Origin of the sequence: Flavobacterium anhuiense, assembly GCF_001705175.1 — a bacterium.
GTDB classification, from domain to species: domain Bacteria; phylum Bacteroidota; class Bacteroidia; order Flavobacteriales; family Flavobacteriaceae; genus Flavobacterium; species Flavobacterium anhuiense.
Map to the genome: position 1 here is coordinate 1393526 of NZ_CP016907.1, position 13459 is coordinate 1406984.

Consider the following 13459-nt stretch of genomic DNA (forward strand, 5'->3'; position numbering starts at 1 on the left):
AAAAGAATTCAATAAAAATTTTTAATGAATTAAAAACCAAGTTATAAGCATTAAAATCAAATTAACAATAAATGGCTGATTTTTTAATAAATGTTAAATAAACACTAATAAAAATAATCAAATTCTCTGTTTCGATTTAGAAAAAAAAATCCCCTCTCTGTAAAACAGAAAGGGGACTAAAAAAAATTAAAATAAAAGTCGAATGAAATCGTTTACTATTCTACTGGATGCAAAATTGCATTTGATTCTGCAATCCAAGCTTTCGCTCCTCCAGGTTTGTAGGCTATTTTTCCTAAAGCGCTAAATGTAGTTTTGTTTTTTCTTACTGATGCCATTGCAAAACATACTTCAGGAAGATCCTGCACTCCAAATGCATTTTTCAATTTTACATTCTGTTCACGATCACTATCTGAAGCGTTCATATCAGATAAATCTAATTTTACTAGGACCACATTGTCTCGTGACCAAACAGCAAAATCGGGTGTTTTGAAGATTTCGTTTTGAAGATTTTCTGCTACACCTGAGGCAGTGAATAAAATCAGCATTGGTTTTTTCTGTTCATTACTTATAGCAATAGCATCTGTCATGTTTGTTCTCCATGCTAAATTTTGTGCTTGCATCATAAATGAACCTATAAAAAACACTAGGGCAAGTAGTTTTTTAGTCATATAAATTGGTTTTTGGTTAGATTAGCAAGACGAAATTAACATTATATTTTAATTATCCAAATTATATTAATATAAAAAATATATTATGTGTTTTTTTACATGCAATAAAATAATAAATACTCAATTTAAAGCAACTTTTACAAAGCGTTTTTCCTACTAAATAAAAAAGGTCCCTTACAGAGTAAGAGACCTTTCATTATTTTTAAAATTAAAATTTACATTTTCTTCGGATGCACTATTCCTTCTGCAACAGTTAACCAAGCTGATGGTCCGCCGGCCACATATCCTGTTTTACCAAGACCTTTAAAGTTAACTCTACCATCTTTTGTTTCTGCACTAGTAAAGAATATAGTTGGAAAACCTTGAATCCCAAAAGCTTGCTGCAATTCATTATTCTGGCTTTTAAGTTCTGGTGTCTGAGGAACAGATCTAGGATAATCCAACTCAACTAAAACAACATTATCTGTTGCCCATTTTTTAAATTCTGCTGTCTTTAAAACTTCATTTTGCAAACGAATACACCATCCGCACCAATCACTACCAGTAAAAAACATCAACATTGGCTTTTGTTCTTTATTACTTACAGTAATTGCTTCTCTAACATCTGTATACCATTTTAATTCTTGTGCCTGAAGATTTGCAGCACCAATTAAAAACAAAGCAATAAGTACTATTTTTTTCATAATGAGAAATTTTATACAAATTTATGCAAAAACTAATTACAATATAATTATTTAACTTCTTGCATTAATTTTCTAATCAACGGAGTTAGCACAATAAATGCAATCCCAGCAACAAGTGCATATAAAGCTAATTGATAATATCCATCCGTGTAAGCAATAAGTTTAGACATTAATGTAGTTCCAGTGTTGGCATCAGACATTTCAGCTCCTAATTTTCCTGCAGCAAATTGGCCAAATGCACTTGAAAGAAACCATAATCCCATCATCATTCCGAACAATCTTTTAGGCGATAATTTTGTTATCACAGACATTCCGATTGGACCAATACATAATTCCCCTAGTGTATACAAAAGATATCCTAAAGCAAATACATCCAACGAACTTAATCCGTCTTGGTTTACAAAATATCGAGCAGCATAAAAAATAAAGAACCCTGCCGCTAATAAAATAAATGACAAACCAAATTTAATAACGGTATTAGGCTCTATTTTTCGTTTAGACATATAGATCCACAAAAATCCTAATAATGGACTAAAAATAATAACATACAATGAATTTATACTATTATTTACCACATTTGGATCGATATTAAAGAACAATAATTTATTGGTCAAATTATCTTTCGCAAATAACGACAATGAACCTCCTGACTGTTCAGAGATTGCCATAAACATAAAATATGCAAAAATAAAGATAAAGGCAGCAAAAAACTTAAGTTGTTGCTTTCTCTCTTTTATCATTATCAATTCATACAAAAAATATCCCAATGCCAGAACCCCGATTGTATACATAAAATACTCTGTAAAATCAGAATTAATAACCATTATATACACTAATGGAATTACAGCAAAAGAACCTACATAAACGGCTATTTCAGAAAGATTACGTTTTTTAGATGTCTGATTTTCTAATGGGGAATTTCCAATCGGCGCTAAGTGCTTTTTCGTTAAAAGAAAAGTTACAACTCCAATTATCATAACAATTGCTGCAGAAAGGAAGCAAAGACTCCAAGAATAGTTTTTCCCTAAATAAATAGGAATCGCCCCTCCAAGCATTCCTCCAATATTAATTCCTGCATAAAACAGTCCGTAACCTGCGTCACGACGACCGTCGCTCTCATGATACAATTCGCCTACCATTGAAGAAACGTTTGGTTTAAAAAAACCGGTTCCAATAATAGAAAGTGTTATTCCGTAATAAAAGAAATCATGTGGATTTGCCGCAATAAGCAAATTCCCCAAAATCATCACGATTCCTCCAAAAAGAAGTGATTTTTTAAACCCTAAAATTTTATCAGCAAAAATTCCACCGATAAAAGTAAATGCATATACAAAAGCCTGAATCGCCCCATATTGCAAATTTGCTTTCCCTTCAACCAAACCTAATTGATCTACCATGAAAACTGCTAAAACCCCTCTCATTCCGTAGAAACAGAAACGTTCCCACATTTCAACCAAAAACAAGTACCACAATTGCTTTGGGTACTTGCCTTTAAAATTTTGAATTTCTTCTAAAGTAATATTGTTTTCCATTCTAATTATCTAACACCGTGCATTAATTTCTTCAATAGTGGTGTTAAAGCAAACAATAAAATCGCTGCAATACCAGTCAAGACAACAAATACCATAAAGAATTCATATAAATTATGGATTTCAAATCCTGCAAATATTGGATTTTGCGCACTAATCTGATGTTGATCCAATAAAGCCAATTGGTCTGCTGAAAGCGTTATTTTTTTATCTAAAACTGCCTGAAGATCTATTCCAAGTTCTTTTGCTTTTGCAAATTTATCACCAGTTGCTGGTAAAATAGAACCTAAAGTTCCTCCTAACGCATATCCAGACGCATTAGACAAAAAGAATACTCCATATAATAATGATGCAAAACGTTTTGGAGATAATTTACCTACCAATGATAAACCAATTGGAGATAAACACAATTCAGCACATGTATTTAAGAAATATAATAAGATAAGCCATTTAACTAATAAAAGCCCTGAAGTTCCGATATAAGAAACCTGAGTTGCAATCATAAAGAAACTGATAGAGATGATTACTAATCCCGCTGCTAATTTTACTGGAGAAATTGGCTCTTTTCCTTTAGCTCTTAAAGTATCCCAAAGAACACTGAAAGGAACTGCTAAAACCACAACAAACATTCCGTTAAAAATTTGAACCATCGATGGCGGCATTGCCCAGCCAAAGAAATGTCTGTCTGTTTGGTTATCTGCAATAAAAGTTAATGATGAACCTGCTTGCTCAAATGCCGCCCAAAAGAAAATAATAAAGAACGACACGATATAAATTACAATAATTCTATCTCTTTCAACTTTAGTTAAAGAGGTGTCAGAAATAATTAATCCTGCTAAAGCCAAACCACTTGAATAAATCAAAGTATAAATCAAGTTCTGACCTACAACGTAATGGAAAAAGAATCCTAAAGCAACAAATGCAATTCCTGCACCAATAAGAGCTTTTGTAGAAAAGTTTGCTTTTTGCGCTTCTCCTTCTTCAAAATCCGAAGCATCATTTTTAGAAGGAAGCCCTCCTAATGGTTTTCCTTCTGGAGAAACCACATATTTATTTTTTAAGAAGTAAAAAAGAATTGTACCTAATAACATAGCCACAGAAGCCGCCATGAACCCCCATCTGAAAGCATGGATATCTCTAATTCCTCCTGCATCTTTAACATCTCCTAATAAAGGACAGATAGACTGACCTAAAAATGCTCCAATGTTAATTCCCATATAGAAAATAGTAAAAGCACTATCAAGTTTTGTTTTCTCTTGTTTTGGATACAAACTTCCAACCATACTAGAAATATTTGGTTTAAAGAATCCGTTACCAAAAACAATTACTCCTAACGCGGAGTACATAATGATTTTTGCCAAGCCTAAATTAGATTCGAAAACACTTCCGCTGGTAAACAAAAGCATTTGCCCTATCGCCATTAATAATCCTCCTAATAGGATACAATTTCTGTTTCCTAAGTAACGGTCAGCAACAAAACCGCCCAACATTGGTGTCAAATAACAAAGTCCAAGAAAACCTCCATAAATTAATGATGCTTCTTCTTCCTTCATCAATAATGAATTCACAAGAAATAAGGTCAATAAAGCGCGCATTCCATAAAAATTGAATCGCTCCCACATCTCCGTTCCAAATAATACCCAAAGACCTTTTGGATGCGCTGTTTTTACTTGAGTTTCTCCCATACTATTCTATTTAATTAGGTTTAATGTTTTTAGATTATAAATTTTCTTTAATAAAGTTGGTCATTTTGGTATAAAGCTGAACTCTCGTTTTTCCGCCATAAATACCATGATCTTTATCTGGATAAATTTGAGAATCAAATTGTTTATTTGCCTGAATTAAAGCTTCCATCATTTGCATTGTATTCTGAACATGAACATTGTCATCTGCAGAACCATGAATCAATAAGAACTTTCCTTTCAATTTACCAACGTGATTTATAGGAGAGTTTTGATCGTATCCGCTTGCATTTTCCTGCGGAGTCTGCATATATCTTTCTGTGTAAACACTGTCATAAAATCTCCAGTTTGTAACTGGCGCAACAGCAATTGCCATTTTGAAAACATCGTTTCCTTGGAAAATACAGTTCGAAGCCATAAATCCACCATAGCTCCATCCGAAGATTCCGATTCTTGAAGCATCCACATAAGGATAAGCACCTATTACTTTTGCCGCATCAATCTGGTCTTCAACTTCGTATTTTCCTAATTCTTTTTGAGTTACTTTTTTGAAATCGGCTCCTTTGTAACCTGTTCCTCTTCCGTCAACACAAGCTACAATGTAACCTTGCTGAGTTAATGAAGCGAACCAATAATCATTAGAATTATTCCACTGGTTAGCTACCTGTTGAGATCCTGGACCAGAGTATTGGAACATGAAAACAGGATATTTTTTTGAAGGATCAAAATCTTTTGGTTTTAAAATCCATGCATTCAATTCGTTTCCTTTAGCTGTTTTTAAAACAAAGTATTCTTTTGAAGGAAGATCATACGCTTTCAATTTATCAGCAAGCGCCTGATTATTTTCGATAACCTGAATTTCTTTTCCTGTTTTAGCCTCGTTTAAAGTATAAGTTGTAGGCTGTGTATTACTTGAGAAAGTTGTAATAAAATATTGGAAATTCGGACTGAAAGTCGCTGCACTTGTTCCTGTTTTTGAAGACAAACGCACTTTATTTTTTCCATCTAAACCAATTCTATAAAGATCTCTGTTGATAGAACCATTTTCTGTAGATTGGTAGAAAATAGTTTTTGTTTTTTCGTCGAAACCGTAGTATGAAACAACTTCCCAGTTTCCTTTTGTAACTTGATTTTTAAGTTTTCCGTTTTTATCATACACATAAATATGATTAAAACCATCTTTTTCGCTTGTCCAGATAAAACTGTTATCTTTTAAGAAAGTCAAGTTATCAGTAATATCAACGTAAGCTTTATCTTTTTCATTTAAAACTACTTTTGCAGTCGCTGTATTACCATCAACAAACAATAAATCTAAATTATCTTGATGACGGTTTAAAACCTGTGCAGAAAGTACATTTGCATCATTTGTCCATTGCATTCTTGCAATGTAGAAATCATTATATTTCCCTAAATCTACTTTTTTAGTTGCTCCAGCAGCGACATCATAGATATGCAATGAAACTTCTGAGTTTTTTTCACCTGCTTTAGGATATTTAAAAGTTTCAATTTTAGGGTATAAATCTTTATGGAAGATTGACATTGAAAACTCAGGAACTTGGCTTTCGTCAAAACGAATATACGCTACTTTTTTACTGTCTTTACTCCAGTCGAATGCACGCACAAAAGCAAATTCTTCTTCGTAAACCCAATCAGTAATACCATTTATAACCGCATTTTTCTTTCCGTCAGTAGTAATCGGAGTAGATTTTTTTGAAGCTACATCGTACACATATAAGTTGTTTTCTCTTGCATAAGCGATTTTAGTTCCATCAGGTGAGAAAGTTGGCTCTTGAATTTGGAAATCAACAAGTTTAATCAGAGATTTTGCTGCGATATCGTAAAGGTAGTAATCAGCAGTGAAGGAGTGACGGAAGATTTTAGAAGAATTACAAGCAATTAAGATCTTTTTTTCAGAAGCATCAAAGGTATAGCTATCAATTCCGTCGACAAGTTCTTTGTAGTTTTTAGTATCAATAAGATTCGATACTTTTTTTAGGGTTGCAAAATCGTATAAATCAATCTGCATACTTCTGCTCGCCTGGTCAACATTTAAAACAGTATATTGATTTGTATTTTTCAGCGATTGCAGTTCATCCATTCCTTTAGCCCGGAAAGTACCGCTAAAAACATTTTCGACAGTTATTTTCTGCTGTCCAAAAACAACCGCAGTTAAAAATAAAAATACTGCAGTAAATTTACTTGTATTCATTAGAATTATTTTAAATATAAAAAGAGCCCAATTTTAGTAAAAAAAATAAACATAATACACATTTTAAGTGTTAAATGTTAAAAAAAATAACGATTGCGCACTTTCATGTCTGAAATAGATTGCAATCAAAACTCTTAAAATAGTATCTTTGCCGCAACAATATTATTTAATACATTGAGAATGAACAACGCTGTTGCCGGATTTTCTAAATTATCCAAAAAAGAAAAAATTGACTGGATTGCAAATGAATACTTTTCAAATCCAGAAGAGGCACAAAATATTATAAGAAATTACTGGAATTCAGACGAAAAGCTTCAGCAGCTTCATGATGAATTTATAGAAAATACGATCACAAATCTTTATATCCCACTTGGAGTTGCTCCTAACTTTTTGATCAACGGAAAATACAAAACCATTCCGATGGCTATTGAAGAAAGTTCTGTGGTTGCAGCAGCTTCTAAAGCAGCAAAATACTGGTCCACTAGAGGAGGATTTAAAGCCACTATAATCAATACCGAAAAAATTGGCCAGGTTCATTTTACTTATAGCGGAGATGCAGAAAAACTGAACAACTTTTTTGAACAGATAAAACCTAAATTCTTCTCAGAAACGCAAAGCATAACCAAAAATATGCAGCAACGTGGTGGCGGTATTCTTGATATTAAATTAAAAGACAAAAGAAGTTTACTAGAAAATTACTATCAGCTTCATGCTACTTTTGAAACCAAAGACAGCATGGGAGCCAATTTTATCAATTCTTGTTTGGAGCAGTTTGCTTCTACTTTAAAAGAAGAAGCTCAGAATTCTGACTTATGCCAAAATGGTGAAAAGCTGGAAGTTATTATGAGCATTCTCTCTAACTATGTACCGCACTGTCTTGTTAGAGCCGAAGTTTCTTGCCCAATAGAAGATTTAGCAGAAAAACATATTACCAATCCGCAAGAATTTGCAGAACGTTTTGTTCAAGCAGTGCAGATCGCAGAAGTTGAACCTTTTAGAGCGGTTACACATAATAAAGGCATTATGAATGGTGTAGATGCTGTTATTTTGGCAACAGGAAATGATTTTAGAGCTGTAGAAGCTGGCGTACATGCTTATGCTGCCAAAAATGGACAATACGCAAGTTTATCACATGCCAAAATTGAAAACGGAATTTTCACTTTTTGGCTTGAAATTCCTTTAGCCGTTGGTACTGTTGGAGGCTTAACCTCTTTGCATCCTTTAGTAAAATTGTGTCTTGAAATTTTAGAAAAACCTTCTGCTCCAGAATTAATGGAAATCGTAGCCGTGGCAGGATTGGCACAAAATTTTGCTGCATTACGCTCCTTAACCACAACAGGAATTCAGGAAGGACATATGAAAATGCACCTTAATAATATCATCAATCAATTTGAAGCTACCGATGAAGAGCGTCATTTAATTAAAACGCATTTCAAAAAAACAGCCGTTTCTCATAGCGCTGTGGTAGAATTTATTGAGAATTTAAGAAAATAACCTAGTTAAGAAAATCCAATATTTTAATTCCAAATTCCAATGTTAGTTCTTGGAATTTGGAATTTCAGATTTGGAATTTATAATAAAAACAAGTATGCCTACAACCTTTTATAGTAACGGAAAACTTTTTATCGCTGGTGAATATCTCGTTTTAGACGGAGCAGATGCTTTTGCATTGCCTACAAAATTTGGCCAAGATTTGGTCATTGAAGATTTAGACAACAAACAGATCGAATGGAAAAGTTATGATTACGACAAACACTTATGGTTTGAAGAAACAATCTCGTTTGATGAAATTATAAAAGGTTCAGATCCGCAAATTGATAGCGTAAAATCAACTCTAGTCAATATTCTGCATGAAGCTTATATTTTAAATCCAAAATTTATTGATAGTGCTAGTGGATATAAGGTAAGCACGCACTTAAGTTTTCCAAGAAATTGGGGATTAGGAACTTCTTCCACTCTTATCAATAACATTGCTCAATGGACTGGAATTAACGCCTATACTTTACTGAAAAACAGTTTTGGCGGAAGCGGTTACGATATTGCATGTGCACAAAACAACACTCCAGTTTTATACCGAATAAAAGATAATTTTGTACAGCAAGTTGAATTTAATCCCGATTTTAAAGAACATCTTTATTTTGTTTATCTGAATAAAAAACAAAACAGCAAAGCTGCTATATATTCATACAACAATCATAAAAATAGCCATTTATCAGAAAGTGTCGCTCAAAACAACAAAATCACAAACGCGATACTTCATGCCAAAACATTAAAAGAGTTTGCCGCTGCGATACAGAAACACGAAATTCATCTTAGTAATGTTTTAGAAATGCAGACTATAAAAGAGGCTGTTTTTCCAGATTTCAATGGCGTAATAAAGAGTCTTGGAGCTTGGGGCGGAGATTTTATTCTAGTGGTTTCTAAAGAAAATCCGAAAGAATATTTCTTTAATAAAGGATATGAGACCATTTTGACTTATGAAGAAATGATTCTATAAAGCAAATACAACTAATAATTTGCTTTTTTAGTTTTAACGTGTTTTGTTTCCAAACGACGAACCGATTTGCTCTCCTGCTCGTTTGATTCTATAAGTCTATTATGCAAGCGCTCTGCCATTTTTTCGATGCTATTGGTAATTGAATCGTAAACCACTTCCATACGTCGGTGTTTTTCTTCTTTTACGGCTTTTAGCACATCTTCAACAAAAACCTTATCGTATTTTTCAGCTACAGAATCATGCGTATTGGTTAGCCTGATTACATAATCATTACTCAAAATAGTAACTTTAAAATGCTGTTCTTCGTTACTCAAATAATACTTTCCACCCAATTCATCAACATTGATGTCGGTGCTGCTCACTTTTAAAAGCTCTGTAATAATACCATAAATATGACTTTCTATTTTGGTATATACTCTTGGCTTCCTTCTAAAAAATTTAAAAGTAAAAAACATTAAATGATTTATTATTAAGCTTTTTGTTTATTGGATAATTTATTTTATTGTGTGGCAAAAGCCAAAAATATGTTAAAGTTAAAAATCGAGCAAATTAACTGTAATATTTTGAAAATCACAAGTTTTTTAAATTAAATTTCGATAATTCCTATATACTTTCAGAAAATTAACAGTAAAAAATTACAAAATATAATTACTGCTAGATTCTAAAAAGAAAAACCCGAAACACTTAAAGCGTTTCGGGCCTTTATAAGCTCGATTACTGTTTAATTAGTAATTAAATTGTAATCTGTTATCTTCAATTTTAGCGTTGTTTTTCAAAGCTGGCAATACTCTGTTCACATCAGATGCGCTTTGAGCTTTTACTTTCTCTACATAAGCAGCATGATTAGCAATTGCAGGAGCTTTTACAGTTTTAATGTTTTTAACTACATATACACCTGTATTTCCTTCAATTGGAGCAGAGATTTTGTTTGCTGTTAAAGCAAATGCATTACCTACCACTCTTGGCTCTTGTCCAACTCCTCCAGGTAAAACTGGATTATCTAGAGTTACATCAGTAGCTTGCTGAACAGCAACTCCTGCTGCTTTAGCGATAGCCTCAAGGCTTGAACCTTGCATTTTAGCCTTTAACAATTCAGCCTTTTTCTTATTTTTCAAGATTGGCTCTACATACGGTCTTGCCATATCAACAGAAACTAAACCAGATTTGTTTTCACCTTTATATTGTGCGATAACGTGCCCTACGTTTGCAATTTCAAAACGTTTTACATCTCCTTTATCTGTTTCTTTATCAAAAGCCCATCTTACAATGTTACGTTGGTTTCCTAATGGTCCAAACGCTTCATCCATAGCTTTAGCATTAACTGGCTGAGCAACTTTTAAACCTAATTCTTTTGCTGCAGCATTGAAGTCTTTCTCAGCAGCATCCATTTCAAATTTAGTTGCTAATGTAAATACTTTATCAGAAGTAGCTTCAGATGGCTCGATTTTTTGAGCAATTGTCGCTAAACGAATTCCGTCTTGTTTGTCTGTAATTTTGATAATGTGAAATCCGAAAGGAGTTTCAACTAAACCAACTTTACCAATTCCGTTGCTGAATACAAAATCATTGAAAGGTTTTACCATTTGGTTTGGCCCAAAATATCCTAAATCACCACCTTGCTGAGCAGATGAATCATCAGAACTTGTGAAAGCCAACATCATAAAACTATCTGGATTAGCTTGAACTTGTGCTAAAATTTCTTCAGCTTTAGCTTTAGCTTCTTCTTTAGTTCTTTTTTCTTTTGGGTTTGGAGTTTGAGATCCTTCATAACCAATTAAAATATGGCTAGCTTTTGCATTAACACCAGCTTTAAATCCTTGAGATTTAGAAATTGCATAGTATCTTCCGTAAACATATGGTCCGTAGATTGCTCCAGCAGGCAAGCTGAATAATTTGTCAGCATCAACAGCTGGCAATGCATTTTTAGGAACATAAGTAGAATCGTAAGGAACATCAGAATTTGCATTTACAAATTCAGCAATGTTTGTAGCGTTTTTAAATCCTGGCAATGTATCATTTTTACCAGTTTTTGCGTTATAAACAACACTTCCTGATAATAATGCAGTTAATTTAGCTTTAATTTCAGCCTCATCTTCTTTAGAAGCTTTGTCTTCAACTAAAACGTATTGAATTTCGCGAGTTGCATCTGCTTTGAATTTTTTCTCGTTTTTCTTCATGTAAGCAACAATCTCATCGTCAGAGATTTTTACTTCACTATCTTTAATAGAAGAATAAGGAGCTGCAGCAAAAGCAAAACTTACTTTGTTAGTTTCCATTTCATACTTTAATTTTCCTTCACTAGCAGTTGTGTAAAGTCCTGATTTAATTAAAGTATTATAGATTTGAAATTTTGCGTTCAATTCAGCATCTTTCTCTTTTTGAGCAATATATTGTGCTGCTTCTGGGTTTGATTTAAAATAATCTTTGAACTTAACAACATCAAAAATTCCTGCTGCGTTTAAGAACATTGGGTTTTTACCAATATTTGGATCTGATTTTAAAACCTCTAAAATGTGTTTTTCACCAACTCTCAATCCTAATTTATCAAATTGCGATGACAATAAAGCGATTGAAACTTCTTGATCCCAAACTCTGTTTGCAGCTTCAGTGGAAGTTATACCTTGCCCACTTTTTTCAACATTACTAACTTTAACTCTAAAGTCTTCAAATGAAATATCTTTTCCATCGATGCTTCCTACATCTTTTGAACTTTGACCAAATGTTCCTCTTGTGAATAGATCTTGTATTATAAATGCAAATAATGCAAGTGCAATAACTCCTATCAATAAAGCGGAACGCTGTCTAATTTTTGCTAAAACTGCCATTTTATTATCGTTAATTTTATATTCAGTTTGCGAAAATACAATTATCTAGTTAATAACAATACAACTAGCGTTTTATTTTCAACATTTTTTTTCATTAATTTAAAAAATCACTCTTTAATTGTCAATTTGACTAGTTCTATTTTCTTATTTGAAGCCTCTACAATAGAAAAATGAAACTTATCTATTACAATCTTATCCCCTTTTTGTGGGATTTCTTTAGTATGATTGACAATGAAACCTCCTAATGTGCCATACGAATCTTCTTCGGGAATCATCAATTTATAGGTTTCATTCAAGTATTCAACATCCAATCGGGTTGAAAACAAATATTTGCCCTCTTCTATTTCTTCTTCAATTAATTCTTCGTCTAAATCATGCTCGTCTTCGATTTCGCCAAAAAGTTCTTCTACAATATCTTCAATGGTAACAATTCCAGAAGTTCCTCCATATTCATCCAAAACTACTGCAACGTTTTTTCGTTTTTTGATCAATAAATTCAATACATCTTTGATCAAAATTGTTTCAGGAACAAATTCGACAGTCATCAAAACCGATTTTATCGTTGATGGTTTTTTAAACAGATCAAAGGAATGAACATAGCCTACAATGTCGTCTAATGAATTTTGGCTAATAATAATTTTAGAATATCCTGTTTCTATAAACAAAGCCTTCAGATCTTCGACCGTATCAAACAAATCAATATCTACAATTTCTGTTCGAGGCGTCATAATATCGCGCGCCTTTACATTTGAAAATTCTAAAGCATTCTGAAAAATCTGGATTTCAGAGTCCACCTCTTCATCTTCTTCAACTGTACTCATTTGTTCTGTAATATAATTTCCCAGCTCAATACGGCTAAACAAATGGATTTGATTTCCTTCTGTTCTAAAAAATTTACTTAGCACAAAATCTGCGATCCAAATAAAAAATGTAGAGATGTAATAGAATAATCGGTAAAATAAATAAGCGGGAAGTGCCAGAATTTTAATTAAAGAATTGGCATAAATCTGAAAAAACACCTTCGGAAAAAATTCTGAAGTCAGCAAAACTACAAATGCTGCAAGTAGTGTTTGGATAAGAATATTCCACCAATTAGAGAAAAATAGACCAAAATAAGCCATCCAACCTAAAATCAGATCGCCCATAAAAAAACCGTAAATCACCAAAGCCACATTATTGCCAATAAGCATGGCCGCAATAAACTTAGATGGATTTTCGGTCAGTTTTGTTAAGATTCGAGACAAAAAATCGTCTTGTTTCTTTTCAATTTCGAGATAAATTTTGTTGGCGGATGTAAAAGCGATTTCCATCCCAGAAAAAAAGGCGGCTAGTATTAAACAGATTATTATAATACTAATTTCCATTT

General features: G+C 32.9%; 10 protein-coding genes. 2 read left to right on the top strand and 8 right to left on the bottom strand.

Translation table 11 applies throughout. The features are described 5' to 3' along the window. Positions 1-215: 215 nt before the first annotated feature. The 5 genes from BB050_RS05865 to BB050_RS05885 form a co-directional block, all read right to left on the bottom strand. The gene (locus BB050_RS05865; protein ID WP_008466479.1) at positions 216-668 is read right to left on the bottom strand and encodes a hypothetical protein; all 453 of its coding nucleotides are present in this window, start codon (positions 666-668) and stop codon (positions 216-218) included. A gap of 215 nt (positions 669-883) precedes the next feature. Then, complete coding sequence (locus tag BB050_RS05870; RefSeq protein WP_008466477.1) at positions 884-1351, bottom strand: thioredoxin family protein; 468 nt, start codon at positions 1349-1351, stop codon at positions 884-886. Between the two features lie 47 nt (positions 1352-1398). Beyond that, positions 1399-2883 (bottom strand): peptide MFS transporter, encoded by a 1485-nt coding sequence (locus tag BB050_RS05875; RefSeq protein WP_066032935.1) that lies wholly within the window; start codon positions 2881-2883, stop codon positions 1399-1401. A gap of 5 nt (positions 2884-2888) precedes the next feature. Further along, entirely contained in the window at positions 2889-4565 is a 1677-nt protein-coding gene (locus BB050_RS05880; protein WP_066032936.1) for a peptide MFS transporter, read from the bottom strand. Positions 4566-4599: 34 nt separating this feature from the next. Further along, a complete protein-coding gene (locus BB050_RS05885) occupies positions 4600-6771 on the bottom strand; it encodes a S9 family peptidase (RefSeq protein WP_066032937.1) in 2172 nt (723 codons plus the stop codon). Between the two features lie 180 nt (positions 6772-6951). Here BB050_RS05885 and BB050_RS05890 point away from each other — a divergent pair, with 180 nt between their 5' ends. Continuing rightward, complete coding sequence (locus tag BB050_RS05890; RefSeq protein ID WP_066032938.1) at positions 6952-8265, top strand: hydroxymethylglutaryl-CoA reductase, degradative; 1314 nt, start codon at positions 6952-6954, stop codon at positions 8263-8265. Between the two features lie 94 nt (positions 8266-8359). Next, positions 8360-9268 carry a GYDIA family GHMP kinase gene (locus BB050_RS05895; protein ID WP_066035105.1) on the top strand — a complete coding sequence of 303 codons (909 nt, stop codon included), beginning with the start codon at positions 8360-8362 and terminating at the stop codon, positions 9266-9268. Between the two features lie 11 nt (positions 9269-9279). Here the strand turns inward: BB050_RS05895 and BB050_RS05900 are convergent, their stop codons facing one another. The 3 genes from BB050_RS05900 to BB050_RS05910 form a co-directional block, all read right to left on the bottom strand. Then, on the bottom strand, positions 9280-9723 hold the full coding sequence (locus tag BB050_RS05900; protein WP_008466471.1) for a hypothetical protein: 444 nt from the start codon (positions 9721-9723) through the stop codon (positions 9280-9282). Between the two features lie 270 nt (positions 9724-9993). Next, a complete protein-coding gene (locus BB050_RS05905) occupies positions 9994-12093 on the bottom strand; it encodes a peptidylprolyl isomerase (protein ID WP_066032939.1) in 2100 nt (699 codons plus the stop codon). Between the two features lie 107 nt (positions 12094-12200). Further along, entirely contained in the window at positions 12201-13457 is a 1257-nt protein-coding gene (locus BB050_RS05910) for a hemolysin family protein (RefSeq protein WP_066032940.1), read from the bottom strand. Positions 13458-13459 lie beyond the last annotated feature (2 nt).

What these genes read in the sequence shown, in the direction of transcription:
- BB050_RS05880 (WP_066032936.1), bottom strand. Translation starts at nt 4,565, where the DNA reads ATGGGAGAAACTCAAGTAAAAACAGCGCATCCAAAAGGTCTTTGGGTA.
- BB050_RS05900 (WP_008466471.1), bottom strand. Translation starts at nt 9,723, where the DNA reads ATGTTTTTTACTTTTAAATTTTTTAGAAGGAAGCCAAGAGTATATACC.
- BB050_RS05905 (WP_066032939.1), bottom strand. Translation starts at nt 12,093, where the DNA reads ATGGCAGTTTTAGCAAAAATTAGACAGCGTTCCGCTTTATTGATAGGA.
- BB050_RS05875 (WP_066032935.1), bottom strand. Translation starts at nt 2,883, where the DNA reads ATGGAAAACAATATTACTTTAGAAGAAATTCAAAATTTTAAAGGCAAG.
- BB050_RS05895 (WP_066035105.1), top strand. Translation starts at nt 8,360, where the DNA reads ATGCCTACAACCTTTTATAGTAACGGAAAACTTTTTATCGCTGGTGAA.
- BB050_RS05870 (WP_008466477.1), bottom strand. Translation starts at nt 1,351, where the DNA reads ATGAAAAAAATAGTACTTATTGCTTTGTTTTTAATTGGTGCTGCAAAT.
- BB050_RS05885 (WP_066032937.1), bottom strand. Translation starts at nt 6,771, where the DNA reads ATGAATACAAGTAAATTTACTGCAGTATTTTTATTTTTAACTGCGGTT.
- BB050_RS05910 (WP_066032940.1), bottom strand. Translation starts at nt 13,457, where the DNA reads ATGGAAATTAGTATTATAATAATCTGTTTAATACTAGCCGCCTTTTTT.
- BB050_RS05890 (WP_066032938.1), top strand. Translation starts at nt 6,952, where the DNA reads ATGAACAACGCTGTTGCCGGATTTTCTAAATTATCCAAAAAAGAAAAA.
- BB050_RS05865 (WP_008466479.1), bottom strand. Translation starts at nt 668, where the DNA reads ATGACTAAAAAACTACTTGCCCTAGTGTTTTTTATAGGTTCATTTATG.